The 26,746-nt window shown below is 66.2% G+C and carries 26 protein-coding genes; 11 read left to right on the plus strand and 15 right to left on the minus strand.

Annotated elements, in window-relative coordinates; genetic code table 11:
- From HL671_RS31885 to HL671_RS31930, 10 genes are all read right to left on the minus strand, one after another.
- Positions 1-262 (minus strand): TetR/AcrR family transcriptional regulator (locus tag HL671_RS31885; RefSeq protein WP_172242027.1); only part of this gene is annotated, 262 nt, incomplete at its 3' end.
- A gap of 20 nt (positions 263-282) precedes the next feature.
- A complete protein-coding gene (locus HL671_RS31890; protein WP_172242030.1) occupies positions 283-1,491 on the minus strand; it encodes a Bcr/CflA family efflux MFS transporter in 1,209 nt (402 codons plus the stop codon).
- Positions 1,492-1,794: 303 nt separating this feature from the next.
- Positions 1,795-2,061: a hypothetical protein gene (locus HL671_RS31895; RefSeq protein ID WP_012044719.1), complete on the minus strand. Its 267-nt coding sequence runs from the start codon at positions 2,059-2,061 to the stop codon at positions 1,795-1,797.
- Positions 2,062-3,468: 1,407 nt separating this feature from the next.
- Entirely contained in the window at positions 3,469-4,947 is a 1,479-nt protein-coding gene (gene gatB, locus HL671_RS31900; RefSeq protein ID WP_012044722.1) for an Asp-tRNA(Asn)/Glu-tRNA(Gln) amidotransferase subunit GatB, read from the minus strand.
- Entirely contained in the window at positions 4,944-5,249 is a 306-nt protein-coding gene (locus HL671_RS31905; protein ID WP_041750817.1) for a hypothetical protein, read from the minus strand. The genes gatB and HL671_RS31905 overlap by 4 nt, the downstream gene beginning before the upstream one ends.
- A complete protein-coding gene (gatA, locus tag HL671_RS31910) occupies positions 5,240-6,715 on the minus strand; it encodes an Asp-tRNA(Asn)/Glu-tRNA(Gln) amidotransferase subunit GatA (RefSeq protein ID WP_012044724.1) in 1,476 nt (491 codons plus the stop codon). Before gatA ends, HL671_RS31905 begins: the two co-directional genes overlap by 10 nt.
- A complete protein-coding gene (locus HL671_RS31915; RefSeq protein ID WP_012044725.1) occupies positions 6,712-6,960 on the minus strand; it encodes a hypothetical protein in 249 nt (82 codons plus the stop codon). The genes gatA and HL671_RS31915 overlap by 4 nt, the downstream gene beginning before the upstream one ends.
- A gap of 71 nt (positions 6,961-7,031) precedes the next feature.
- Positions 7,032-7,319: an Asp-tRNA(Asn)/Glu-tRNA(Gln) amidotransferase subunit GatC gene (gene gatC, locus HL671_RS31920; RefSeq protein ID WP_012044726.1), complete on the minus strand. Its 288-nt coding sequence runs from the start codon at positions 7,317-7,319 to the stop codon at positions 7,032-7,034.
- A gap of 109 nt (positions 7,320-7,428) precedes the next feature.
- Positions 7,429-8,505 (minus strand): NAD(P)H-dependent flavin oxidoreductase, encoded by a 1,077-nt coding sequence (locus HL671_RS31925; RefSeq protein ID WP_172242033.1) that lies wholly within the window; start codon positions 8,503-8,505, stop codon positions 7,429-7,431.
- A gap of 3 nt (positions 8,506-8,508) precedes the next feature.
- Positions 8,509-9,510: an NAD(P)H-dependent flavin oxidoreductase gene (locus HL671_RS31930; RefSeq protein ID WP_172242036.1), complete on the minus strand. Its 1,002-nt coding sequence runs from the start codon at positions 9,508-9,510 to the stop codon at positions 8,509-8,511.
- Positions 9,511-9,614: 104 nt separating this feature from the next.
- On the opposite strand from HL671_RS31930, the gene HL671_RS31935 reads away from it, so the two are divergent.
- Positions 9,615-10,505 carry a LysR family transcriptional regulator gene (locus tag HL671_RS31935; RefSeq protein ID WP_012044729.1) on the plus strand — a complete coding sequence of 297 codons (891 nt, stop codon included), beginning with the start codon at positions 9,615-9,617 and terminating at the stop codon, positions 10,503-10,505.
- 237 nt (positions 10,506-10,742) lie between these two features.
- Positions 10,743-11,702 carry a cyclase family protein gene (locus HL671_RS31940; protein ID WP_012044730.1) on the plus strand — a complete coding sequence of 320 codons (960 nt, stop codon included), beginning with the start codon at positions 10,743-10,745 and terminating at the stop codon, positions 11,700-11,702.
- 72 nt (positions 11,703-11,774) lie between these two features.
- Here HL671_RS31940 and HL671_RS31945 read toward each other — a convergent pair whose 3' ends face one another.
- Positions 11,775-12,665: a LysR family transcriptional regulator gene (locus HL671_RS31945; protein WP_374050121.1), complete on the minus strand. Its 891-nt coding sequence runs from the start codon at positions 12,663-12,665 to the stop codon at positions 11,775-11,777.
- A gap of 132 nt (positions 12,666-12,797) precedes the next feature.
- On the opposite strand from HL671_RS31945, the gene HL671_RS31950 reads away from it, so the two are divergent.
- A complete protein-coding gene (locus HL671_RS31950) occupies positions 12,798-13,781 on the plus strand; it encodes an aldo/keto reductase (RefSeq protein WP_012044732.1) in 984 nt (327 codons plus the stop codon).
- Between the two features lie 56 nt (positions 13,782-13,837).
- Here HL671_RS31950 and HL671_RS31955 read toward each other — a convergent pair whose 3' ends face one another.
- Positions 13,838-15,412: an ABC-F family ATP-binding cassette domain-containing protein gene (locus tag HL671_RS31955; protein WP_172242039.1), complete on the minus strand. Its 1,575-nt coding sequence runs from the start codon at positions 15,410-15,412 to the stop codon at positions 13,838-13,840.
- Positions 15,413-15,591: 179 nt separating this feature from the next.
- Here HL671_RS31955 and ruvX point away from each other — a divergent pair, with 179 nt between their 5' ends.
- A complete protein-coding gene (gene ruvX, locus HL671_RS31960; protein ID WP_012044734.1) occupies positions 15,592-16,077 on the plus strand; it encodes a Holliday junction resolvase RuvX in 486 nt (161 codons plus the stop codon).
- 4 nt (positions 16,078-16,081) lie between these two features.
- Positions 16,082-17,005, plus strand: coding sequence for an AEC family transporter (locus HL671_RS31965; RefSeq protein WP_012044735.1), 924 nt, complete (start codon positions 16,082-16,084; stop codon positions 17,003-17,005).
- A 9-nt stretch (positions 17,006-17,014) separates the two neighbouring features.
- Here HL671_RS31965 and HL671_RS31970 read toward each other — a convergent pair whose 3' ends face one another.
- Together HL671_RS31970 and HL671_RS31975 are read right to left on the minus strand one after the other, a co-directional pair.
- Positions 17,015-17,839, minus strand: a complete 825-nt coding sequence (locus tag HL671_RS31970; RefSeq protein ID WP_012044736.1) for a CPBP family intramembrane glutamic endopeptidase — start codon at positions 17,837-17,839, stop codon at positions 17,015-17,017.
- Positions 17,836-19,479 carry an acyl-CoA dehydrogenase family protein gene (locus tag HL671_RS31975; RefSeq protein ID WP_172242042.1) on the minus strand — a complete coding sequence of 548 codons (1,644 nt, stop codon included), beginning with the start codon at positions 19,477-19,479 and terminating at the stop codon, positions 17,836-17,838. The genes HL671_RS31970 and HL671_RS31975 overlap by 4 nt, the downstream gene beginning before the upstream one ends.
- A 231-nt stretch (positions 19,480-19,710) precedes the next feature.
- Here HL671_RS31975 and HL671_RS31980 point away from each other — a divergent pair, with 231 nt between their 5' ends.
- From HL671_RS31980 to dprA, 5 genes are all read left to right on the plus strand, one after another.
- Complete coding sequence (locus HL671_RS31980; RefSeq protein ID WP_012044738.1) at positions 19,711-20,664, plus strand: aspartate carbamoyltransferase catalytic subunit; 954 nt, start codon at positions 19,711-19,713, stop codon at positions 20,662-20,664.
- Between the two features lie 22 nt (positions 20,665-20,686).
- Positions 20,687-21,988, plus strand: coding sequence for a dihydroorotase (locus HL671_RS31985; protein ID WP_012044739.1), 1,302 nt, complete (start codon positions 20,687-20,689; stop codon positions 21,986-21,988).
- Positions 21,989-22,018: 30 nt separating this feature from the next.
- A complete protein-coding gene (gene plsY / locus HL671_RS31990) occupies positions 22,019-22,615 on the plus strand; it encodes a glycerol-3-phosphate 1-O-acyltransferase PlsY (protein WP_012044740.1) in 597 nt (198 codons plus the stop codon).
- A gap of 146 nt (positions 22,616-22,761) precedes the next feature.
- A complete protein-coding gene (locus HL671_RS31995; protein ID WP_172242045.1) occupies positions 22,762-24,174 on the plus strand; it encodes a patatin-like phospholipase family protein in 1,413 nt (470 codons plus the stop codon).
- A gap of 62 nt (positions 24,175-24,236) precedes the next feature.
- Positions 24,237-25,355, plus strand: a complete 1,119-nt coding sequence (dprA, locus tag HL671_RS32000; protein WP_172242048.1) for a DNA-processing protein DprA — start codon at positions 24,237-24,239, stop codon at positions 25,353-25,355.
- Positions 25,356-25,386: 31 nt separating this feature from the next.
- Here the strand turns inward: dprA and HL671_RS32005 are convergent, their stop codons facing one another.
- Entirely contained in the window at positions 25,387-26,157 is a 771-nt protein-coding gene (locus HL671_RS32005; protein ID WP_172242050.1) for a glucose 1-dehydrogenase, read from the minus strand.
- 129 nt (positions 26,158-26,286) lie between these two features.
- On the opposite strand from HL671_RS32005, the gene HL671_RS32010 reads away from it, so the two are divergent.
- Entirely contained in the window at positions 26,287-26,730 is a 444-nt protein-coding gene (locus HL671_RS32010) for a winged helix-turn-helix transcriptional regulator (RefSeq protein WP_172242053.1), read from the plus strand.
- Positions 26,731-26,746 lie beyond the last annotated feature (16 nt).

Consider the following 26,746-nt stretch of genomic DNA (forward strand, 5'->3'; position numbering starts at 1 on the left):
CGATATAGGCGCCTCCCGGCTCGCCTGCGGAGGGCGGCGCGGCCAGCGTCGCCGTCACGAAATCACGCTCGATCTCTGCCGCGTCCTCCAGCACCAGCAGGAAAAGCTCGTCCTTGCTGGCAACGTGGGAATAGAGCGAGGCCTTTCTGATGCCGACCATGCCGGCAATCTCGTTCAGTGAGGCCGCGTCATACCCCACCACGGCAAAATGCTGAACGGCGGCATCGCAAATCCGGGCAAGCGATGGAGATCTGGATTTCATCGAAGCGTCCCCTGCCAGTCTCAGTGCTGCACGACCCGAACACCCTGGCCAGCCACCATGCGCAGGGAGGCAAGGGTCAGGCCGGCCGTCACGACCCCGGCCAGCGCAAGAAAGGCCAGCCACCATGCGGGGCCGATCTCGGCCAGCAGCGCAGCCAACGGCGTCGCCGCCGCCCCAAGCACCAGCGGAACCGCCCCAAGCAGCGCCGTGCTTGCGCCAAGCGCTGACGCGCGCGAGGCGAGCGCAATCGATGTCAGCGTGGCCTCTGCAGTGCCGAGACCGGCGAGCGTCAGGATCATGCCGGCGACGATTCCGGGGAGACCGATACCGACCAGCACCGACACCCATCCGATCAGCGCGCCGCCCAGCATCGCCAGCACCCCGGCCAAGGCAAGCCTCTCGACATCGAACGTCTTGACCAGCCTCGCGCAGATGATCGCGCCGATCAGAACGGCGATCCCGGTCGCGCCGAAGATGAAGCCGAACTCGCGCGACGGCAGGCCATAGAACGACTGATACACATAGGACGCGCCGCCGATATAGCCGAACAGAATAAAGAAGACGCCGGAGAGCGCGAGGCCCGGCACCAAGAAGCGTCGATCCATGACAATGCTAACATAGGTCCGCCACACCTGAACGGGATGGAGTGACGATCGCTTGTTCGGCGGCAAGCTCTCAGGCAGCCTCGTGAACGTATTCGCGAGCACGATCGCGCCGAGAGCGGCAAGAAAGTAGAAGACCGCGCGCCAGCCGAGCCCGGCGCCGATCATTCCGCCCAGCACCGGCGCCATCACCGGGCCGAGCCCTTGGATCGTCATCAGCAACGCGAAAATCTGCACGGCCGCGACACCCGAGGCGATGTCGCGCACGGTGCTCATCGCCGTCACGATCGCAAGTGACGCCGCCAAGCCTTGCAGCAACCGCGCGAGCAGCAACGCCTCGACCGAGTGCGCCACCGCCGCGCAGAGCGACACCACCACGAAGATCGCGAGGGCGACAAGCAAGGGCCGGCGACGACCATAGGCGTCGATGACCGGACCGAAGACGATCTGCCCTGCCCCCATGGCCAGCAGGAACACCATCAATGTCAGCTGCATCGCGGGATAGGTCGTGTTCATCTCCTCGGCCATCACCGGGAGCGAGGGCAGATACATGTCGACCGACACCGGGGCGAGCAGCGTGATCAGGCCCAGCGCAACAGCGACGGAGAACGGTACGGATTGCGTCATGATTGGTGAATGTCGGTCAGCTGTGAGGACCGCCGTCGCCGGGGGCCCAAGCCTTCGTGAGGCGATACCTACCTACCGATAGGTAGCCAATATGACAAGTGCGGCGATGTCGCAGGCGGCGGTGCCGCGATAGAATGTGTGTCGTGGGGAAAAATAGCCGCAGGTCCTGCGGCCGAGGGGCGATCGCGCCCAATCAAAGACGGCAGGACGCGCGCACGACGGCTGAATGTCGAAAGCCGCCAGGCGTGTCGCCTAGCGGCTCATCCGATCCGGCATCATGCGCGCCGCGCCAATGATGTCCGTTCAATGCGTGGCCATCCAGGCCCGGGCCTCGCGCTGCGCGGCAGCGATGTCGGCATCCGACATCTGCTCGGCGACCTCGCGTCGCATCGCCACCGCATCGACGCGTCCTTTCAGAGCCGCAAGATTGAACCATTTGTGCGCGGCGATGAGATCCACGATCCCGTCGCGACCACTCGCATAGAGCATGCCGAGCTCGAACAGCACGTCCGCACTGCCCCCCTGCTCCGCGGTCGTCACGTCATCGAAATTGAGTTGCCCCTGAAACATTGTCGCACTCCTTCCTTCGCAAGGAGGCGGGTCGCTCACTGAGCCCAGCCCCCGTCCAACTGTTCAACGCCTGATTAGTCCCCATGCCGTTTGTCGGCTTATGCGCGAAGGATGACCGATCAAGTTTGAAAGGCAGTTTAAACATCGTGCTGAAGGAAGCCTGAACGGAAACCGCCCGATCTTTGGAGCCGGCCAGCAAATATTTGAAAGAGATCAGATTTTCTGAACTGGCAAAGAGCGGTTTACCGTTCTGTTTGGCAAACCTCTAACCATCCGGCCAACACCGGCGTAGCCACGCAACACGGCGTGGATGATCCGGTGACACGAGGCAGATCGCCGGCGCGCAGCAGGATGCGCGTACAAGACGACGCCGTCCGGTGGCGGCACCGCTCAAGCGATGCGCCAATGCTCCGGCGGGAGATCGTATGATGGACTGGGAAGGAGGTCGTCAGGCACGCGGCGCTCGGGCGGGTGCCAAGATCGAGGGCGTCGGCGAACACGTCAGGATCAGATCCCACATTGGTTCAAGAACCGCCGGTGAGATTGCAGACCGGAAACGCGATCTGCACCGAACGAAGAAATCCTGTTTCTTCTGCCGGACCGCACCGGGAGCGAGACCGCTCGCAAGTTCGATCCGACCGTTGACCTGATGTCTCGCCGACACCCTCTATCGTCGATTGGAGCTTCAGGAGATCTGCCTCGCTCTCGAAGAGCTGCGCCGACCTGCGTTCCAATGACGTGCCGGCATCAGTCTGCCGGGCTCATCTCGCACGGACTGCGAGACTTACTTCTTCTTGGCGACCTTCTTGGTCTTCTTGGCAGTCTTCTTCGCCGCGGTCTTCGCGACCTTCTTCACTGCCTTCTTCGCCTTCTTCGCTTTCTTGGCCATGTTGCCCTCCGATGTGAGATGGCTTAGTCGATGCGTGCACTCGGGAATCGAGCTGCACTCCTCATCGATACACCAACGAGTGAAAAAAAACAGCTTCCGGCTTAAGGAAGTGTTGACACGCGCGCGCGCACGCGGCTGACGCAACGCGCGAAGCAGCGCGTCGGGCGACATCGAAAATGCCGACGCGCGCGTCCGCAGCGGCGCGCCTGCTACTAATAGCGATCGCACGAAAAGCCTGCACTGCAAGCCATTTCCTGAACTACTGCATGATGCGATGAAAGCAGCGCGATGCGCGGAGCAGCGCGCAGACTCGCGCGATGAGAGCCGCTCGCGGACTCTGAGTCGTAAATTTTGGCAACGAAAAAATTTTCATTGCACACGCCCTCGTGTGCGTTCGAGCGCTCGCCAAAGGTGGCTTTTTTGCGAATCGCGCGCGGCGATTCGCGGGACGCGAGCGCCAAACAAAAACGGCGCGCACCATGTGCGCGCCGTCGGAACGAAGATGAGCGCTCGCGGTTTCAGATACCGAGCTTGCTCTTCAGGAGATCATTGACCGCCTGCGGGTTGGCCTTGCCGCCCGACGACTTCATCACCTGGCCAACGAACCAGCCGGCGAGTTGCGGCTTCGCCTTCGCCTGCGCGACCTTGTCCGGATTGGCGGCAATGATCTCATCGACCACCTTCTCGATCGCGCCGAGATCGGTGACCTGCTTCATGCCGCGGCTTTCGACCAGCTCGCGCGGATCGCCGCCCTCGCTCCAGACGATCTCGAACAGATCCTTGGCGATCTTTCCGGAGATCGTCCCCTCGCCGATCAGCGCGACGATGGCGGCGAGCTGCGCCGACGACACCGGCGACGACGCGATGTCGCGCCCTTCCTTGTTGAGGCGCCCGAACAGCTCGTTGATGACCCAATTGGCCGCCAGCTTGCCGTCACGGCCGCGGTCGGACAGCGCCTCCAGCACGCTCTCATAGAACGCCGCGCTCTCGCGCTCGGCCACCAGCACGGAGGCGTCGTAGGGCGAGAGACCGAAATCGGCGATGAAACGCGCCTTCTTCTGGTCCGGCAGCTCCGGCAGCGCGGCCTTCAGCGCGTCGACGAAGGCCTGGTCGAACTCGAGCGGCAACAGGTCAGGATCGGGGAAGTAGCGGTAATCATGCGCCTCTTCTTTCGAGCGCATCGACCGTGTCTCGCCCTTGTCGGGATCGAACCGCCGGGTTTCCTGCTCGATCGTGCCGCCGTCCTCGATGATCTCGATCTGGCGCCGCGCCTCGGCCTCGACCGCCTGGCCGATGAAGCTGATCGAGTTGATGTTCTTGATCTCGCAGCGGGTGCCGAGCGGCCCGCCCGGCTTGCGCACGGAGACGTTGACGTCGGCGCGCAAGCTTCCCTTCTCCATGTCGCCGTCGCAGGTGCCGAGATAGCGCAGGATCGAGCGCAGCTTGGTGACGTAGGCCTTGGCCTGCTCGGCGTCGCGGATGTCGGGCTTGGAGACGATCTCCATCAGCGCCACGCCGCAGCGGTTATAGTCGATATAGGACAGCGACGGCGACTGGTCGTGCAGCATCTTCCCGGGATCCTGCTCGAGGTGCAGGCGCTCGATGCCGATCGTCGCGGTCTTGCCGCCGTCGAGCTCGACCGTGACCTCGCCCTCGCCCACGATCGGGTCCTTGTACTGGCTGATCTGGTAGCCTTGCGGCAGGTCGGGGTAGAAATAGTTCTTACGGTCGAACACCGAGCGCAGGTTGATCTTGGCATTGAGCCCGAGCCCGGTGCGCACGGCCTGGCGCACGCACTCCTCGTTGATGACCGGCAGCATGCCGGGCATGGCCACGTCGACCAGCGAGACGTGGCTGTTGGGATCGCCGCCGAAGGCGGTGGAGGCGCCGGAGAACAGTTTCGACTTCGACGTGACCTGGGCATGGATCTCCATCCCGATCACGACTTCCCAGTCGCCGGTGGCGCCCTTCATCAGCTTGCCGCTGGTTGCCGTCATGGCCCTGAACTCCCCATCAGCGCGGAGATGATCCGCTCAAATTCGATATCCAGCGCATCGGTGGCGACCTTCTGTCCGGCCTGGCGGTACCAGTAGCCGGCATTGCCGAGATCGCCCTCGACGCGGTGCAGATGCGCGTGCGCCCAGGCCGCTTCGCGGCCGGGCTCGTCCTGAATGATCCTGTGCGCCCGATCCCAATCGCCTTTCGCCAGCCACCACAGGCCAGCGAGCACCGGCGAGAGACCGGCCGCGGGCGCGTCGCCCGCGAGGCTGTGCTTGAAGTCGGTGACGCTCACCACCACCGGACCGGCGTGAAGCGGCCCGCCGCCTGCTCGATCACCTCGCCGAGCGAGAACAACGTCTCCTCGTCGAACGGACGGCCGATCAGTTGCAGCCCGAGCGGCAGGCCCTGGCTATCCTTGCCGGCGGGCACCGCGATACCCGGCAGACCCGCCATGTTCACCGTGACCGTGAAGATGTCGTTGAGATACATCTCGACCGGATCGGCGCCGCCCTTCTCGCCGATGCCGAAGGCGGCGGACGGCGTCGCGGGGGTGAGGATCGCGTTCACGCCCTTGGCGAAGCAGTCCTCGAAATCCCTCTTGATGAGGGTACGGACCTTCTGCGCCCGGATATAATAGGCGTCGTAATAGCCGGCCGAGAGCACATAGGTGCCGATCATGACGCGGCGCCGCACCTCGGGCCCGAACCCTTCGGCGCGGGTGTTCTCGTACAACTCGCCGATGGACTTGCCCGACACCCGCAGGCCGTAACGGACCCCATCGTAGCGCGCGAGGTTCGACGACGCCTCGGCCGGCGCCACGATGTAATAGGCCGGCAGCGCGTATTTGGTGTGCGGCAGCGACACTTCGACCAGCTCGGCGCCGGCCGCCTTGAGCCAGTCCGCGCCATCGCTCCACAGCTTCTCGATCTCGGCCGGCATGCCATCGAGCCGATATTCCCGGGGAATGCCGATCTTCATCCCCTTCACGGACCGGCCGATCGCGGCCTCATAGTCCGGCACGGGGATGTCGACGGAGGTCGTATCCTTCGGATCGTGGCCGGCCATCGAGCGCAGCAGGATCGCGGCGTCGCGGGTCGAGCGCGCGATCGGACCGGCCTGGTCGAGCGACGAGGCGAAGGCAACGATGCCCCAGCGCGAGCAGCGGCCATAGGTCGGCTTGATTCCGACGGTGGCGGTGAACGCCGCGGGTTGACGGATCGAGCCGCCGGTGTCGGTCGCGGTCGCGCCCATGCACAGCAGCGCCGCCACTGCAGAGGCCGAGCCGCCGGACGAGCCGCCCGGCACCAGGGTCGTGTTGGAGCCTTCGCGACGCCACGGGTTGCCCACGGGGCCGAAGCACGAGGTCTCGTTGGACGAGCCCATCGCGAACTCGTCATTGTTGAGCTTGCCGAGCATGACCGCGCCATCGCGCCAGAGCTGCGAGGTCACGGTGGACTCGTAGGTCGGCACGAAATTGCCGAGGATCTTCGAACAGGCCGTGGTGCGAACGTCCTTGGTCGCGAACAGGTCCTTGATCCCCAAGGGAATGCCGGCCAGCGGCCCGGCCTCGCCCTTGCCGATCCTGGCATCGGCCTCGCGCGCCATCGCGCGCGCCTGGTCCGGCGTTTCCATCACGAAGGCGTTGAGGGCGCGCGCCTCCTCCATCGCCTTGAGATGGGCGTCGGTCAGCTCGAGCGACGTGAAGGTCTTGCTCGCAAGGCCCTTACGGGCCTCGGCGAGCGTCAGGGAAGTCAAATCGGTCATTTATTGATCGGGCTGCAGAAGAAGGGGGAAAGTGTCTTGTCGTCGGCCGCGTCGTCGGCAAAGAATTTATTCATCTTCGCCTTCGCGTTGTCGGCATTGGCCTTGGTCGCATTGGCCGCCTCGAGCTGGTCGAGGATCTCGTTCACGGTCTTGTCGGGATCGGCGGCCTTGCCCTGCCGCTCCATCGCGTCGAGATAATCCATATAGGCCTTGTAGGCCGCTTCATCGTCGCAGAGCAGGCACATGGCGTTGGCTCGCTTCATCGGTTGGAGGAGCGGATCACGCGGCGAATGCGCGCCATCCAGCGACCCCTTGGCTATTCCACCACCTTCGGCACCAGGAAGAAATGGTTCTCGGTTGCCGGCGCGTTCTTGACGATGTCGTCGGCGATCTCGCCGTCATTGACCACGTCCTGGCGCTTCTTCATCGCCATCGGCGTGACCGAGGTCATCGGCTCGACGCCCTCGACATTGACCTCGGAGAGCTGCTCGACGAAGTTCAGCATCGCGTTGAGCTCGCCCTGCAGATGCGGGACCTCGGCGTCAGTGACAGCGATCCGCGCCAATTGCGCGATCCGGCGGACGGTGGCGGCATCGACCGACATTATATAGGGCCTCACGGGACAGGATGAACCCGCCCTATAGCAGAGGCCGCTTTCGCGCCGCAACCGGCAGCCGCTGGACTTTCCGGGGACGGCGGCCCCGCCCGAAGCCTCAGCCCGCGATCGTCGCAAGGCGCGCCAGCGCCTGTTCGGCCAGCGTTCGCGTCAGGTCAGCCGCCGGTATCTCGCGGCCTAGCGGCAGCGCCTGCCCGGCCCAGAGATTTGTGAAATCCACTTTGCCCTGCTTCTCGGCCGCCGCCTTGAGCGGGCCGAGCGCGGTCGCCGCATGCGGAAAGGCCGGCGCCTCCGGCGCGATCGGCCCGACCTCGCGCATCACCCGGTTGGCGACGCCGCGCGCAAGCCGGCCGGTCATCACATTGGTGATGACCGTGGATTCGTCGCTGGCGGCCGCGAGCGCGGCGCGCGCGGGACCGCTGACCTTGGACTCCGGACAGCGCAGATAGGCGCTGCCGATCTGGACGCCGGACGCGCCGAGCGCAAAGGCGGCAGCAATGCCGCGCGCATCGGCAATGCCGCCCGCCGCGATCACCGGGACCTTCACCGCATCGACCACCTGCGGCACCAGCGCGAGCGTGCCAACCTGCTCAGCCAATTTGTCGGTCAGGAACATACCGCGATGGCCGCCGGCCTCCGCCCCCTGCGCGATGATGATGTCGGCGCCGTTCCGCTCCAGCCACACCGCCTCGCGGACCACTGTCGCCGAGGCCATCACGACCGCCCCGGTCGCCTTCACCCGCGCCAGCAGCGTCGGCTCCGGCAGGCCGAAATGGAAACTGACGATCTCCGGCTTCAGCTCCTCGACGACGGCGCACATCGCCGCGTCGAACGGCGCACGGTTGGCCGCCGTGACCGGCGCCGCCGGATCGACGCCGTACTCCTGATAATAGGAGCCGAGACGTTGTTTCCAGCCAGCCTCGCGCGCAGCATCCGCCTCCACGGGGGTATGGCAGAAGAAGTTCACATTGATCGGCGCCGATACGCGCTGACGGATGATGTTCACCTGCTCCCGCGCCTTTTCGGCGGAGAGCATCGCGCAGGGCAGCGAACCCAGTCCGCCACCTTCCGCGACCGCGATGACGAGATCGGCATCCATCACGCCGGCCATCGGCGCCAGGACGATCGGATGTTCGGTCTTGACGACATCGAGAAAGCGACGATCGGGCCACATGGTTCACCTCGCAGTTTCGTTGAGTTCCGCCGGCCGCCAGGATGAGTTGCGCTGCCCTTGCAGGATCCGCTCGGCCTCGCTGACGATGCGCTGAACGATCTCGCCGGCCGCCGGAATATCATGGATCAGGCCGACCGCCTCGCCGGCGATGACGGCTGCGACATCGAAATTGCCATCGGTCCGAGCCTTGACGTAGTCGGCGGACACGCGTTCGACCTGCTGCAGCAGCTCGACCTCGCGGCCGAGCCAGCGTCGCGCGTGATCGTTGATCAGGCAGCGGCCGGTAAACGGCGCCGGCCAGACATTGTTGCGCGACAGGTCGAAGATGATGCCGCGCACGGTCTCGCCAGCGCGCGCTGCGCAGATGCGCCGCTTGGCTTCATCGGCACCGGCGGCTTCCTGACTGGCGTAGAAGCGCGTGCCGAGCAGCACGCCATCCGCGCCGAGCGACAGCATGGCCGCAAGTCCGCGGCCGTCGGCAAGTCCGCCCGCAGCCACCACCGGCACGCGGCCGGCGCCGAGATCGACGATCGCAGGCACGATGTCGAGCGTGGTGCGCGAGGCGCCATGGCCGCCGGCTTCAGTTCCCTGCGCGATCAGGATGTCGGCGCCGGCGGCAAGCGCCTGCTCTGCCATCGCTTCATCCTGCACCTGGCAGATCAGCAGCGCGCCGGCCTGCTTGATCGCGGACGCAAAGCGCCGGGGATCACCGAATGACAGCATCACGGCCGTGGGCTTCGCCGCCAGCGCGATGTCGAGCAGGTCGGGCTGCTTCGCCAGCGACCAGGTGATGAAGCCGATGCCGAACGGCATCTGCAGGCCGCCGAGCTTGGCGCTCTCCTGCACGAGCCACGCGCGATTGCCGTATCCGCCGCCGAGAATGCCGAGGCCGCCGGCGCGGCTGACGGCGCGCACCAGATTGGCGTCGGCAACACCATCCATCGGGGCCAGCAGGATGGGATGGCAGACCCCAAGCCTCTCCGTCAGCAGTGTCCTCAGCGCCATGCAGGTCTCCTCGCCTCTGGACGCGGACTCTAGGCGGGGCTAGCATTCTCTCAAAATGAATACTTGAGAACTCTGCCATCGCAGATTCAAAACGGAGATCGACCGTGGAACTAAGCGACCTGCAGACTTTCGCGGCCGTCGCGCGCACGGGCGGCATCACGCGCGCCGCCGAAGCTCTCAACACGGTGCAGTCCAACGTCACGCAGCGGATCAAGGCCTTGGAGGCCGAGATCGGCACCGCATTGTTCGAACGCCACAGCCGCGGCATGACTCTCACCGGCGCCGGACTGCGCCTGTTGCCCTATGCCGACCGGATCGCCGCGCTATCGCGCGAAGCCCTGCTCGCCGCGCGCGACGACGGCGAGCCGATGGGGCCGCTGCTGATCGGCTCGATGGAGACGACCGCGGCAGTGCGCCTGCCGACACGCCTTGCGGATTTTCACCGGCGCTTCCCTTCCGTGGCCTTGAGCCTGCGCACGGCGCCGACAGCGGATCTGGTGGCTGGCGTTCTGGACGGAACGCTCGACGGCGCATTCGTGGCCGGCCCGATCGAGCATCCCGACCTCACCGGCGTGGTCGCCTTCGAGGAAGAACTCGTGCTGGTGACAGCCCGGCGCTTCGAGACGCTGGCGGCGTTGCGTGCCGCGACCGCCGCGTCGGGTCCGACCGCGCTGGTGTTCCGGGCCGGCTGCACCTACCGGCAACGTCTGGAGCAGGTCTTCAACGAGTTCGGCTGGCCCGCCGCAGCCCGCATCGAACTCGGCACGCTCGACGGCATGATCGGCTGCGTGGCCGCCGGCATGGGCGTCGCACTGCTACCCCGCGCGGTGGTGACGCGGCATGAGATGATCGGCAGCGTCGGCCTGCACACGCTCACGCCATCTCATGCGCGGGTCGATACGCTTTTCATCCATCGCCGCGCGGCGCATCGCAGCAGCGCACTCTCGGCGTTCATGGCGGGGCTGGCGGGCCGGGGTCACGACATCGCGGCGTGATGCGTCCCAGAGCGTGATGCGCCCCCGATGCATGCCGCGCCGCAATCGCCGACGCGAATTCCATTGCGGAGAATGACAGTCACCCGTTGCAGAAGCAGCAAATTCGGCCGATGCGACTTTAGGGCGCAGGGCTCTGCACGCGCCGGAAAAACTTCGCGCGACCGTCTCCTACTACGTTAGGATGCGGCGCTGGCCAGCGCGAAACACAATAAACGTCAACATGTCGGAGGAAATGCGATGCGCAACGCGTTCGTGTTGTGCTGCTCGATTGCCTTGATGGGTGTGATCGGGACGGCCAATGCCCAAGAGAAGACCCAGGACAAGCCCCAAGACTGGACCAAATCGAAATGGGGACCGCAGGACGAGATCGGCGCCGCCAACTACATCACGCCGGAACTCGTGGTCAAAGCGGCCTCGCTGGTGAAGACCGGCAAGACCTACCCGCTCGGCATGATCATCGACTCCAAGACGCCGGCCTATCCACCGCGTTCCTTCAAGATCACGGTGGTGCAGCCGGGACAGGCCGGCATCCCAGGGCTCGGCCCCAACAAGGCGACTTATAATGACGACATCATCGAAGGCTGGGTCGGCGTCGGCAGCCAGCTCGACGGCCTCGGCCATCTCGGCATCGAGCACGTCTATTACAACGGCAACAAACTGCTCGACTTCGCTGATCCGACCGGCCTGAAGAAGCTGGGCATCGAGAAGGTACCGCCGCTGGTGGCGCGCGGCGTCCTGCTCGACATGGCCGCCTACTACAACACCGACGTCGTCAAGGAAGGCACCGCCTTCAACGTCAAGGAGATCGAGGAGGCCGCCAAGAAACAGGGCGTCGAGATCCGCCAGGGCGACATCGTCATCTTCCATACCGGCTGGCTCGGCCTGATCGGCAAGGACGACAAGCGCTACAGCGCCGGCGAGCCCGGTCTGGGCGTCGAAGGCGCCAAATACCTGACCTCGAAGGGCGTGGTGGCCATCGGGGCCGACAATTGGGCGGTGGAGGCGATTCCGTTCGAGTCGTCGAACCTGTTCGAGGTACACCAGATCCTGCTCGCGATGAACGGGACCTACATCCTCGAGAACATGAACACCGCCGATCTCGCCAGGGACAAAGGCTACGAGTTCCTGTTCGTGCTGGGCCAGCCGCGCTGGCGCGGCGGCGTCCAGGGCAACATCAACCCGATCGCGATCCGCTGATCCGGGCGGCACGGCGTTCGCAGCGCCGTGCCCCTCGCCCCTTCCGCCACGACCATGACGCGGAACACACCGCTAGTCGCGATAGCGCAAGGCTTCGAGGATGAGGCTGAATGCGGCCGACGGCTGCCGCCGGCTCGGATAATACAGGTAGTAGCCGTCGAACGGCTCGCACCAGTCGTCGAGAACGCGCACCAGCGCGCCCTTTGCCAGCAGCGGCGCGACGCGATCATCGACGAGATGGGCCAGGCCGTGACCGGCCGAGGCCGCAGCGACGATCAGATCGACGTCGTTCAACACGACCGGACCATCGACCTTGACCTTCAATTCGCGGCCGCCCCGGCCATATTCCCACTGATAGATGCTGCCGTTCACCATGCGCAGATTGATGCAGGCGTGACGCGTCAGATCGTCCGGCGATTTCGGGGCGCCGCATTTGGCGAGATATGCGGGCGAGCCGACCGTGGCCATGCGGAGCCTCGGGCCGATCCGCACCGCCACCATGTCCTGCTCGAGCCGCTCGCCGAGCCGCACGCCCGCGTCGAAACGTTCGGCGACGATGTCGGTGAGCCCGGACTGGACGTTCAGCTCGACCTTGATGTCCGGATAGTCTGCGACGATCCGGTCGATCGCGGGCCATAACAGGGTGCGGGCGGCGTGCTCCGACGTCGTGATCCGCACAGTGCCGGCTGGCCGGCTGCGCAACTCGGTCAGTGCGGCGATCCGGGCGTCGATCTCGTCGAACGCCGGGGCCACCGTTTCCATCAGGCGTTCGCCCGCCTCCGTGGGCGCGACGCTGCGCGTCGTCCGCGTCAGCAGCCGGACGTCCATGCGCTGCTCGAGCCGGCGGATGGCATGGCTCAGCGCCGACGGTGATACGCCGAGCTTGGCTGCCGCGCGGGTGAAACTGCGCTCCTCAGCCACGGCGAGGAACATCGCCAGACCGCCCATATCCATCCGCCGCACGGCCGCGCCTCCTGGATTAATGACAAATTGTCATAAGCCCATCCAACATTAGCCGCCTAATCGCAATGAGAAATACATCCTAGATCGTCCGGCAGAGCCTGGGCGCCCGCGCCCGCATCGTGAGGACGGATCATGAAAAAGCGAATTCTGGGACGTGGCGGCCTCGAGGTCTCGGCCTTGGGCCTGGGCTGCATGGGACTGAGCTTCGGCTATGGGCCGGCGACCGACAGGTCCGAAGCCGTCGCATTGATCCGCGCGGCCGTCGAACGCGGAGTGACCTTCTTTGACACCGCCGAAGCCTATGGCCCGGGACTCAATGAGGAGGTCGTCGGCGAGGCGCTCGCGCCGTTCCGCGACGACGTCGTCATCGCGACCAAATTCGGCTTCCTGAACGGCAAGCCGCAGGACGGGCTCGACAGCCGGCCGGCGCGCATCCGCGAGGTCGCCGACGAATCCCTGATGCGGCTGCGCACCGATCGGATCGATCTGTTCTACCAGCACCGCGTCGATCCGGACGTGCCGATCGAGGACGTCGCCGGCACCGTGAAGGAGCTGATCGCGGCGGGCAAGGTCCGGCATTTCGGCCTGTCCGAAGCCGGCGTGGAGTCGATCCGCAGGGCCCATGCCGTGCAGCCCGTGACGGCGCTGCAGAGCGAATATTCGATGTGGTGGCGCGAGCCCGAGACGGAGGTGCTGCCGGCGCTCGAGGAGCTCGGCATCGGCTTCGTGCCGTTCAGCCCGCTCGGCAAGGGCTTCCTCACCGGCCGGTTCGGCGCCGATGCGACGTTCGACAAGGCCGACTTCCGCAGCACGGTTCCCCGCTTCGCACCGGAAGCAATCAAAGCGAACCAGGCGATCGCCGATCTGGTCCGCAGCCTCGCCGACGCCAAGGGCGTGACGCCGGCGCAGATCGCGCTGGCCTGGCTGCTCGCCCGCAAGCCCTGGATCGTACCGATCCCCGGCACCACCAAACTGCACCGGCTCGAGGAAAATCTCGGCGCCGCCGATGTCGAGCTGACGGCCGATGATCTCGCCCGCATCGCGCAAGCCCTCGCCTCGGTCGCGGTGCATGGCGACCGCTACGCCGCTGCGCAACAGCGTTTCGTCAACCGATGAGCCGGCCAAGAGACGACGATCAGCAGATCGTCGTCTCTTGACGTGCCGATCGGTCCTCAACCGACCGCAAACTCCTGGGTGATGCCGATCGCGGCGAGAAACGACGGATCATGACTGACGACGAGCAGCGCGCCGTCGAAGTCGCGCAGCGCCTGCTCCAAGATCTCGATGGAAGCGATGTCGAGATGGTTGGTGGGCTCGTCCAGCAGCAGCAGCCAGGGCGGCTGCTCGCCACCGAACGTGCAGGCGAGGCCTGCGCGCAGCCGCTCGCCGCCGGACAGCGTCGCTACCGTCTGCTCGGCGTCGCGGTTGCGGAACGCGAAGCGCGCGCAGGCGGCGTACGCCGCCTCCGTCCCGAGCGCCGGATGCAGGCGGCGGAAATTGCCGATGATGCTGTCGCTGCCATCGAGCAGCGCGACGTGCTGATCCAGCATCGCGACCCGTCCCTCGGCGCGTCGGACCATTCCGTCGGCCAGGGACATCGTGCCGATCGCAGTCCGGAGCAGCGTGGTCTTGCCAGCGCCGTTACGCCCCACGATCGCGATGCGCTGACGGCCCCTGATGTGCAACGCCCATGGACCGAATTTCCTGTCGCCGTCGGTCACGACCGCATCCTCCATGGCGAGCAGTTCGGTGCCGGTGCCGAGCCCCGTTGCCGGCAGCACCATGGAGAGAGGCGTCAGGACTTCCACTCCCTGCCGCGCCTCCTCGGCCTGCGCGGTGGCCTCGGCCGTCACTCGCTCCGCCAGCCGCTGCGCCCGGCCGCCGGTGTTCTCAGCCCGTTCGGCGCGCGCGCCAAGCAGGATTCTGGGCGCCGAGCCACGCGCGGCGAAGGCGCGCCCGGCCTTGTCCCTGCGCACCTTGGCTTCGCGCTGGCGCTGCACGGCGCGGCCCACCTCGCGCAAATGGGCATCGGCGCGGTCCAGCGCAGCGGACGCCCGCGCCCGCGCCTCATCCCGCGCCTGCGCGAACATCGACCAGCCGCCGCCGACGATATGTACCCCGACCGGAGTAAGTTCGACGATCCGGTCCATTATCCCCAGCAACGCGCGATCATGACTGGCGACCAGCACGCCACCGCGCCAATTCTGCACGAGCCGGCCGATGGCGACGCGGCCGTCCGCATCGAGATTGTTGGTCGGCTCGTCGAGCAGCAGCAGATCCGGCGCTTCGATCAGCAGCCGCGCGATGCCGATGCGTGTCCGCTCGCCGCCGCTGAGGGACTCGATCGAACGATGCAGTCCGATGCGCCCCAGCCCGGCTTCCGTCAGCGCATCATCGACCCGCCGGGGCAGGCTCCAGTCGACGCGCGCGAGGTCATCGTCATGACCGTTCCCGGCAACGATCCGGTCGATGATCGCAAGTCCGGTCACGACGCCGAGCGCCTCGTCGATGCGCAGTCCGGGATTCCATTGCTGCGCCAGCAGCCCGAGCGTCCCGCCGCGCGTCACCTTTCCCGCTGCAGGATCCAACGTGCCGGCGATGATCCGCAGCAAGGTTGATTTGCCGCAACCATTACGGCCGACCAGCCCGACCCGTTCGGCGCCGATGGAGAACGAGAGTTTGTCGAACAGACGATGATCGTCAGGTGTGGCGGCGGCGACCGCGTCGAGCGTGAGAAAGGAGGGCATGAGCAACCGTGATGGCAGGAGACACAAAGCGGCGGGCAATGTTGGTCCTGCGATCCACGGCACCACTCCTGTTCACGGTATTGGACTGATATAGACTCATTGCAGCGCAGCGACAACTCCATGGCTGCCACGTCCGCGCCTGCTGGCCCGGCGTAGGTGGCCGTGCTAAGCGGCGCGCCATGCCTGCTCCCATTCTTCCCCTCATCGAAGCCGCCAGCCGCTGGCCCGAGCGCGGCGCGCTCGTCGGCCTTGATCTGGGCACCAAGACGATCGGCGTCGCGGTGTCCGATCCGGACCGCCGGCTCGCCACCGGCGTCGAGACCATCCAGCGCAAGGCCTTCAAGGCCGATGCGGCGCGGCTGCTTGCGATCTCAAGCGAGCGCAAGGTGGTCGGCTTCGTGCTCGGCCTGCCGATCAACATGGACGGCAGTGAGGGACCTCGGGCGCAATCGACCCGCGCATTCGCGCGTAATCTCGCGAACCTGACGGACTTGCCGATCGGCCTGTGGGACGAGCGGCTGTCGACGGCGGCAGTCGAACGCGAACTGATCGGCATGGATGTCAGCCGCGCCCGGCGCGCCGAGGTCATCGACACCCACGCCGCGATCTTCATCCTGCAGGGCGCGCTCGACCGGCTCGCCACGCTGCGCCGGTCCGGCCAATAGCCTCATGGGCGTCGTCGTCGCAGCGCTCGCACCGGTGTTCCTGCTGATCGTGGTCGGCGTCGGCCTGCGCCACAGCCTCATCCGGCTCGACACGCAATGGCATGGGCTGGAGCGACTGACATATTATGTGTTGTTTCCAGCGCTGTTGGTGCAAAGCCTCGTCAAGGCCGATCTCGCCAAGGTACCGGTCGCCGGTGTCGGCGGCGCGCTGTTCCTCGCGGCGCTGGCGATGTCCCTGCTCTGCCTCGCGCTGCGGCCGTTCCTGACGCGGCAGGGCATCGATGGCCCGGCCTTCACCTCCATCTTCCAGGGCGCGACGCGCTGGCAGACCTATGTCGGACTCAGCGTGTCCGGCAGCCTGTTCGGCCCGACCGGCCTTGCCTTGGCGTCGGTTGCGATGGTGGCGATCATTCCGCTGGTCAACGTGCTCAGCGTGAGCGTGCTCGCCCATTATGCTTCGCCGACACGGCGCTCGATCGGCGAGATCATTGCCACGATCGGACGCAATCCGCTGATCTGGGCCTGCGTGGTCGGCCTCGCGCTGAACGTGGCGCATCTGCCGCTGCCGAAACTCTGGCACGATGCCGCCGACGCGCTCGGCCAGGCATCGCTGCCGATCGGCCTGCTGGTGACCGGCGCGGGGCTGCATTTCGAGGGCTTGCGGCGCGCCGGCGCGGCTGCCGCGCTCGGCGTGGTGCTCAAGCTGGTGCTGATGCCGATCATGGCGGTCGGCCTCGCCGGCTGGTTCGGGGTCACAGGCTCCAGCCTCGTGGTGGTCGCCATCTGCGCCGCGGTGCCGACGTCCTCGAGCGCCTATGTGCTTGCCAAGCAGATGGGCGGCGATGCGCCGCTGCTGGCCCAGATCATCTCGCTGCAGACCGTGCTGGCCGCACTGACGATGCCGCTTGCGATCGCCTGGGCGAGCTGAGCCGCGCGCTCAGGAGGGGCCGCTGGCGAGCCATATCGTCTGCACCGTGGCGGCAAGGTTGTTGAGGCCGTGCAGCACCATGGTCAGATAGGTGGAGTGCGTCCGGTATCGCAGATAGCCGAACCAGACCCCGAGCGCGAACACATTGAGCAGGGCAAACCAGTCATATTGGAAATGCAGCAGCGTCCAGATCAGCGACGACAGGATGATCGCGCCGGGAACGCGCAGGAAAGAGTCCGACCAGCCGCGATAAAGAAAGCCGCGCGCCATCAGCTCCTCAGAGACCGGAGCCGCGACGCAGAAGGCGATCACCAGGAGCCACACCGTGCCATCGGTCTTGGCATGCTTCAGCATGTCGACCATGAAGCCCGACGCAGCCTCCTCTCGTCCCGTCAGCTGTGAGACCAGCTCCCAGGCGCCGACGATGACGACCATGCCGAGCACGCCGAAGCCCAGATGCTTCCATCCGGTCCAGCGCAGACCAAGGTATTCGGCAAACGAGAGGCGCGTGTACCGAACCGCGAAGTAGATGGGGATCAGCAATCCAGGCAACCCCATGATAGCCGAGAGCGCGACCGTCAGCGGCGAGGCGGCGGTCTTGGTCAGAGCCAGACGAAACGCCTCGAAATCATCGAGCGGCCCATCGAAACGGGCGAAGAGATAGACGATCGGCAGCAACTGGCCGACGAAAAAGGCGATGATGATGAGCACGCCCCACAGCGTCGTTCGCCAGAAGCCAAGCGTCCGCGGCAGATGTTGCGCCGGAACGACCTGCTGCGGCGGGTTGCCGGGATCGAGCGAATCCATGACGGCGGCTTCGGGACTGTCGGTCAAGGCAGGGCGCGCTCCAGCAGGTCACGGATATCAGCAGGATCGAGATCGACGGCGCCGTACATGCTCGGATGAACAGCGGCGAGCCGCGTGGCGGCGAACAGTTCGGCGTGACGCGGCGTGACCTTGTTCAGCGCAGCGGCGGCCGCCAGTAGCGCCAGCTTTTCGACCGCCAGCCGCGCGACGCGCTCGCTGTCGCCGCGCCGGAATGCCTGGCCGATGGCGGCCACAGCCGCGGCGGCGCCGGGAAGTCCGTTGGTGTCCGCCGCCAGGTCCTTGAGGATCGCCATCGCTGCATCGGCTTCACGTGACAGTGCGCGCAGCACGTCCAGGCACATCACATTGCCCGAGCCTTCCCAGATCGCATTGACCGGCGACTCCCGGAAGTGACGCGCGAGAATGCCGTCCTCGACATAGCCATTGCCGCCGAGGCACTCCATTGCCTCGTACAGGAACGGCGGCGCGCTCTTGCACACCCAGTATTTGATCGCGGGCGTCAGCAGCCGCATATAGGCCGCCTCCTTGAGATCGTCCGGCATGCGGTCGAACGCGCGGCACAGCCGCATCACCAGCGCCACCGTCGCCTCGACATGGAGGGCCATGTCGGCGAGCACCGCCTGCATCAAGGGCTGATCGGCGAGATGCTTCTGGAACACGCTGCGATGGCGCGCGTGATGCAGCGCATGCGCCAGGCTAGAGCGCATCAGCCCGGCGGACGAGATCGCGCAATCCTGCCGCGTCAGCTGCACCATCTGGATGATGGTTCGGATACCCCTGCCCTCCTCGCCGACGCGCACGGCATAGGCGCCGGCGAACTCCACTTCCGAAGAGGCGTTGGAGCGGTTGCCGAGCTTGTCCTTCAGACGCTGGAAGCGGAGCGCATTGACGGCGCCGTCGGGCGTGAAGCGCGGCATGAAGAAGCAGGTCAGGCCGCTCTCGGCCTGCGCCAGCACCAGGAAGGCGTCGCACATCGGCGCCGACATGAACCATTTGTGCCCGGTGATGCGGTAGCCGTCGCCAGCACGTTCCGCCGTCGTCATGTTGGCGCGCACGTCGGTCCCGCCCTGCTTCTCGGTCATGCCCATGCCGAGCGTCATGCCGCGCTTTTGCCACCACGGGGCAAACGCCGCGTCATAGTGGCGTGTCGCGATCACAGGCATGGTTTTCGCCAGCAGATCGGGCTGCGCGGCCAGCGCCGCGACCGAGGCGCGGGTCATCGTGATCGGGCAGAGATGACCGCTCTCCACCTGCGCGGCGATGTAGAATTTCGCGGCGCGCACGACCTCCGAAGGAGCGCCGCGTGGCCTGCCCTCGGATGTCCAGGTCGAATTGTGCAGGCCGGCTTCGACCGCACGCGCCATCATCTGATGATAGGCCGGATGAAACTCGACGACGTCGCGCCGAAAGCCCTTGGCATCGAAGCTGCGCAGCTTCGGCGTGTTCTCGTTGGCGAGCCGGCCCTGCTCGGCCATCTCGGCCGAACCCCACAAGGCCCCGAACGCGGCCAGCTCCGGTTCGGTGCCAGCCGCGCCATAAGCCGTGACCGCATCGACCAGCGGCCGGTCGGCGGTGAACAGGTTCACGTCCGCGAACGGCGGCGACTGGTTGAAAACGTCATGAGTCTCGAAGGAAGGCTGGGTCATGGCCGTGCCCTGTGGAAATCCATTATCGGCGCGGCCGAATGGACGAAATCATAAGCCGTCGCGCCCGCGCCCGGCAGCCCAAACGGCTGCCGCTCCCCTGGCATAGTTCACAAAGCATTGCCGCGCCATCCAGCAAGCCGGTCCGGCCGGACCGACGGAACGGGGGATAACTCGGAACCCCGGCTTTCGGCCTTGCCCGCCATGGAAACCGCGCCTATAGCTCTGGCTTTAATGGCAACCTCTCCGAAATCGACTTTCGTCCTCGGGCACCGGCATTTGCTGGGAATCGAGGGCCTTTCCGCTCACGACATCACCGGCCTCCTCGACCTGTCCGAGGAGTATGTCGAACTGAATCGTCAGGTCGACAAGAAGCGCACGGTGCTGCGCGGCCGCACCCAGGTCAACCTGTTCTTCGAGGCCTCGACAAGGACGCAATCCTCATTCGAGCTTGCCGGCAAGCGGCTCGGTGCCGACGTCATGAACATGTCGGTATCGTCCTCGTCCATCAAGAAGGGCGAGACCCTGATGGATACCGCGGTCACGCTCAACGCGATGCATCCGGACATCCTGGTGGTCCGCCACCATGCCTCCGGCGCGGTGGAGCTTCTGGCCCGCAAGGTCGACGGCTCCGTGATCAATGCCGGCGACGGCGCTCATGAGCACCCGACCCAGGCGCTGCTCGATGCGCTGACGATCCGCCGCAACAAGGGCCGTCTCGAGGGGCTGGTCATCGCGATCTGTGGCGACGTGCTGCATTCGCGCGTCGCACGCTCCAACATCCTGCTGCTCAATACGATGGGTGCCCGCGTCCGCGTCGTCGCGCCCTCCACTTTGCTGCCGCCGGGCATCGAGCGCATGGGCGTCGAGGTCGCGCGCGACATGCGCGAGGGGCTCAACGGCGCCGATATTGTGATGATGCTGCGGCTGCAGCGCGAGCGCATGAACGGCTCCTTCGTGCCGTCGTCGTCGGAATATTTCCAATATTTCGGGCTCGACCAGAAGAAGCTGGCCTATGCCAAGCCCGATGCGCTGGTGATGCATCCGGGGCCGATGAACCGCGGCGTCGAGATCGACTCCATCGTCGCCGACGGCGCGCAATCGCTGATCCGGGAACAGGTCGAAATGGGGGTTGCCGTGCGCATGGCCGTGCTCGAGGCTCTGGCCCGCAACCTGCCCAACGCTTGATACGAAGTCGGGACGAAACGACATGCTGACCGATCGCCGCCCGATCCTGCTCGCCAACGCGCGCGTCATCGACCCATCCCGCGACATCGACGGGCCCGGCGACGTGCTGATCGCCGACGGCGTTATCCGCGACCTCAAGCGCGGCATCGGCGCCGCCGGTGTTCCCGAGGGAACCGATGTCGTCAACTGCGCCGGCAAGATCGTGGCGCCCGGCCTGATCGACATGTGCGCCTTCGTCGGCGAGCCGGGCCTCGGCCATCGCGAGACCTTTGCCAGCGCCAGCCAGGCCGCGGCGACCGGCGGCATCACCACAATCATCTGCCAGCCCGGCACCGAGCCTGTCATCGACAATTCGGCGACCGTCGATTTCGTGCTGCGCCGCGCCCGCGACACCGCGATCGTCAACATCCAGCCGATGGCGGCACTGACCAAGGGGCTGCGCGGCGAGGAGATGACGGAGATCGGCCTGCTGCGTGCCGCCGGCGCGGTGGCATTCTCCAACGGTCATACCAGCGTGATGAACGCGCAGGTGATGCGCCGCGCGCTGACCTATGCGCGCGACTTCGACGCCCTGATCGTGCATCACACCGAGGACCCCGACCTCGTCGGCGAAGGCGTCATGAACGAGGGCGAGTTCGCCTCGCGTCTCGGCCTTTCCGGCATCCCGCCGGCCGCCGAAGCGGTCGTGCTGGAACGCGACATGCGCCTCGTCGCGCTCAGCAAGGGCCGCTACCACGCCGCGGCGCTGAGCTCGGTGGACTCGCTCGACATTCTCCGGCGCGCCCGCGAGGCCGGCCTCGCGGTGAGCGCCTCGGTCTCGATCAACCACCTCACCTTGAACGAGAACGACATCGGCCCCTACCGCACCTTCCTCAAGCTGACGCCGCCGCTGCGCACCGAGGTCGATCGCCGCGCGCTGGTCGAGGCGCTGGCCTCCGGCCTCGTCGACGTCATCATGTCCGACCACAATCCACAGGACGTCGAGGTGAAGCGGCTGCCGTTCGCGGAAGCCGCCAGCGGCGCGGTGGGTCTGGAAACGATGCTGACCGCGGGCTTGAGACTGGTGCACAATGACGAGCTGAGCTGGACCACCTTGATCCGCGCGATGTCGACGCGGCCTGCGGAACTGCTCGGCCTCCCCGGCGGCACGTTGCGCGCCGGTGCGCCGGCGGACATCATCGTGATCGATCCGGACGTGCCCTGGATCCTCGATCCGGCCGATCTCAAATCGCTGTGCAAGAACACGCCGTTCGACGAGGCCCGCTTCACCGGCCGCGTGGTCCGCACCATCGTCGGCGGCCGCACCGTGTTTGAACATGTCTGACGCGCGTCCAAGCGTGGATGGAGTTATGTGATGGGACCTGAAGCCTTCCTGCCTGTCGCTCTCATCATCGGCTATCTGTTCGGCTCGATCCCGTTCGGCCTGATCCTGACCAAGCTCGCCGGCACGCAGGACCTGCGCAGCATCGGCTCCGGCAATATCGGCGCCACCAACGTGCTGCGCACCGGGCGCAAGGGCCTCGCCGCCGGAACCCTGCTCGGCGACGCGCTGAAGGGCACCGCCGCCGTCATCATCTCCGGCTATCTCGGCGGCCCGAATGCGGCGATGATCGCAGGCCTGGGCGCCTTCCTCGGACATTTGTTCCCAGTGTGGCTGAAATTCCGCGGCGGCAAGGGCGTCGCGGTCTATATCGGTATTTTGATTGGTCTGTTCTGGCCCGGCGCCATCTTCTTCTGTCTCGTCTGGCTCGCAACGGCGTTCGCGTTCCGCTACTCATCAGTCGCCGCGCTCGTCGCCAGCGTGCTGACGCCGATCGTGCTGTGGGCTTTCGGTCACACCGCGCTGGCGGCGTTGTTCGCCCTGCTCACACTGTTGCTGATTTACATGCATCGCGAAAACATCAGGCGATTGCAGGCCGGCACCGAAGGCAAGATCGGGGCGAAGAAGTAATCACTCCGGACAAATACGGAGCAGATGCGCAAAACCTGTGTTTCGCCGTATCGAACAGCGGCTGCGCGGCAACACCGCCGCGTGATCAGCTAATAAGTTAACGAGAGACTCTGGCGTGAATCATGATTGCCTGTCATGATTTCTGCATGTGGTTACGCAAGACCAATTCAAGCGGTTCGTCGGCCACGCACGATGACCGCAATGATCCGGCACCGGCGCAGCAGAATGCAGCCCCGGCCCGATCCAACGCCAGCCTCCTGCTCTCAGCTGCGCAGATCTGGTCGAACGAGGCGACGATCACCCAGGAGCCGGAGTTCGTTTCCGAGCCAGTCGTTTCCGAGCCCCTCATCTCCGAGCCCATCGCGTCGGCTGCGCCAGCGACTTCGGAGGTCGCAGAGGCTCAGGCCTGCGTCGCGGAGTCGGCGTCCGAGCCGAGTGAATTCGCCCCCGTCGTGGCCGAAATGATCATGGCGGCGACCCATGCGGCCGTGATGTCCGAGACCAAGGCTGCTGATATCCCGGAGCGCACATTCGCGGAGACGATCGCCACCGCGACGCTGCCGCCGCCGCCGCGGACATGGCCGCCGCGCAAGCTGTCGCTCGCCTTGCAAGGCGGCGGGACTTTTTCCGCCTTCACCTGGGGCGTGCTGGATCGGCTGCTGCAGGAACCGGGCTGCGACTTCGATACGATCAGCGGCGCCAGCGCCGGAGCGATCAATGCCGCTCTGCTGGCCAGCGGACTTGCCAATCACGGCCGTGAGGACGCCCGCAACCGGCTCGCGCAGTTCTGGACCCGGCTGACCGAGCAAGCCTCGTTCCGCTCGCTGATGGTGATCGGCGGCTATTCGCCCGCCAGCAGCGCGGTCTCGTTCGGCTCAGGGCTGCGCGGCGGACGTGCGGACCCGTTCGACCTCGACCCGCTGCGCGAGATGCTCGCGGACACCATCGATTTCGACGCCGCCCGAAGTGCAAATGCGCCGCGCCTCCTGGTGGCGGCGACCCGGGTGCGCGATGGCCTTCCGCAGATCTTCCGCAACGCCGCCATCACGCCGGACGTCCTGCTGGCCTCGACCTGCCCGGCCCAGCTGCATGGCGCGGTCGACATCGACGACGAGGCCTATTGGGATGGCGGCTATGCCGCCAATCCGCCGCTGGTCCAGATCGCGCACGAGTCCAGCGCCGCAGATCTGCTGGTGGTTCAGGTCACGCCCGCGCAGGATGGCTACGTCCCCGTCACCTCCGCTGCGATCGATCGCCGCCTTGACCAGATTGCCGCCAATGCCGTGCTCCATGCCGAGCTTGCCGCGCTCGAATGGGCCCGTAGCGACGGCCTGCATCCGCCGCGTGTGCATCGGCTTGCGGCCGAAGACGAGATCGAGGCCCTTGCGCAGCGCAATGCGACCGAGTTCGGCAGCGACTTCATCGCGCTGTTGCACCAGCGCGGGCGCGACGCCGCAGACCGCTGGCTCCGCGATGCGCCATTCGGCACCACCTTGGCGATCCCCGGCGAACAGCCGGTGGCGTCTCAGGATGAGGTGCGCGACGTCGCTCTGACATAGCGCGCCCTCTTCCCTGCGTCCTCGGGTTGTTCCATTCTGGCCTCTTCTTCGAGGGGGATCACGTGGACGCCATCAGCACGAGGCAGGAGCTCACCGACACCGAGCGGCGCGATCGCCTGCGGCTGATCCGCTCCGACAATGTCGGCCCGCGAACATTCCGGTCGCTGCTCAACCATTTTGGCACCGCCCGCGCCGCGCTCGATCGATTGCCGGAGCTGGCGCGCCGCGGCGGCGCGGCCAGGGTCGGCCGCATCTGCACGATCGACGAAGCCGAAGCCGAGCTCGACGCCTGCCTGCGGCAGGGCGTGCAGCTGCTGGCGCCCGAAGAGAACGGCTATCCGCCCCGCCTCGCCAGTTGCGAGGATGCGCCGCCGCTGCTCGGTGTCCGCGGCGCCCGGGGGACCTTGATGCAGCCGATGATCGCCATTGTCGGCTCGCGCAACGCATCGGCTGCGGGCCTCAAATTTGCGGGCCAGCTTGCTCACGAGCTCGGCCGCGCCGGCTTCGTGATCATTTCCGGTCTCGCCCGCGGGATCGACCAGGCCGCTCATCGCGCCAGCCTGTCGAGCGGCACGGTCGCGGTGCTCGCCGGCGGCCATGACCGGATCTATCCGCCGGAACATATCGACCTGCTCGGCGCGATTGTGGAGCGCAACGGTGCGGCGATCTCGGAAATGCCGCTCGGACACGAGCCGCGGGCGCGCGATTTCCCGCGGCGGAACCGGCTGATCTCCGGCGCCTCGCTCGGCGTCGTGGTGGTCGAGGCGGCGCATCGCTCGGGCTCGCTGATCACCGCGCGCATGGCAGGCGAACAGGGACGCGAGGTGTTCGCCGTCCCGGGCTCGCCGCTCGATCCGCGCGCGGCCGGTACCAACGATCTCATCAAGCAAGGGGCAACGCTCGTGACAGAGGCCGCAGACATTATCCAAGCGGTCGGCCCGATCATGGAGCGCCCGCCATCAGCGTCGCTGCGCGAGTCCGACGAAGAGTTGTTCGCGCCTGCGCCGGAGAGCCATGATCGCGATCAGATCATCGCGCTGCTTGGTCCGACGCCGGTCTCGATCGACGACCTGATCCGGATCAGCGGCCTCTCACCCGCCGTGCTGCGCGTGGTGCTGCTCGAACTCGAACTGGCCGGCCGCCTGGAGCGCCATGGCGGCGGGATGGTGTCGCTGGCGTGAGCGCGCCTGCTCGATCTGCTCCTGGTGCGGTTCAGCGATAGATCGGCGCGCCCGCCGGCGAGCTGGTGACGCCGCCATCGACGAACAGCTCCTGACCCTGGATATGCGCAGCCTCGTCCGAGGCCAGGAACAGCACGGTGCTCGCGATGTTCTCGGGCTCGCCGATGTGGCCGAGCGGTGTCGTCGCCGCGATCCGAGCCTCGAACGCTCTTTCTGCATCGGGCGTCGCGAGCGCGGCGCCCCAGATCGGCGTCCGCGTAGCCCCGGGCGACACCACATTGACGCGGATGCCGCGCGGCGACAGTTCGGACGCCAGCACCCGGGCCATCGCACGCACGCCGGCTTTGCTCGCGGCGTAGGCTGAATACCCGGGATTGCCGAGCACCGAGATCACCGAGCCGTTGAGAATGATGGAGGCGCCATCGTTGAGATATTGCAGCGCCGCCTGCACCGTGAAGAAAACTCCGGTCAGGTTGGTGCGGATCACCTGCTCGAACACCTGCGGCTTGGTTGCTCCGGCCGGCGTGGCACCGGGAATGCCGGCATTTGCGAACAGGATGTCAAGCTTGCCGAAGCGCTCCGCCGCGCGCGCAACCGCAGCCTCCGTCGCAGCGATGTCGGTCACGTCAGCCACCAGCGCCTGGGCGTTCGGCCCCAGATCCCGTGCCGCCGCCTCCAGCCGCCCCGCATCGCGTCCGGTGATCGCGACCTTGGCGCCCTCAGCAACGAAGCGGCGCGCCGTCGCGAGCCCGATGCCGCTGCTGCCGCCGGTAATCAGAGCCGTCTTGTTTGCAAGCCTCACGCCCGCCTCCATATGGTTGCATCATTAAACCGCATGGACGACATAAACGGACTGGTTTTATAATGCAACCACACAAGCGCGTGATGCGCTGCGCAGTCCAATCTGCGGGAACACGATAGGAATGGCGCGATGGTCAAACGCACGAGCCTCGAGGGAGACGGCTGCCCGATCGCACGATCACTGGACGCGATCGGCGATTGGTGGTCGCTCCTCATCATCCGCGATGCGTTTTTCGGCGTGCGCCGCTTCAGCGCCTTCCAGCGCAGCCTTGGGCTGGCGAAGAACATTCTGACCGTGCGGCTGCGCTCTCTCGTCGATCACGGTATTCTCACGACTGAACCGGCGGCTGACGGCAGTGCCTATCGCGACTACGTGCTGACGGCGAAAGGCCGAGGGCTGTTTCCGATCCTGGTCGCGCTGCGCCAGTGGAGCGAGGAATTCGACGAGCATCCCGAGGAGATTGCGACCATGCTGGTGGATCGCTCGCACCACCAGCCCGTGCGCAAGCTGCTGCTCTGTGCCAATGACGGCACGCCGTTGCGACCGGAGGACACCACCCTGGTACCACGATGAGCGCAATTACCGCTCA

The sequence above is a fragment of the Bradyrhizobium denitrificans genome (assembly GCF_013179005.1).
GTDB lineage: Bacteria > Pseudomonadota > Alphaproteobacteria > Rhizobiales > Xanthobacteraceae > Bradyrhizobium > Bradyrhizobium denitrificans.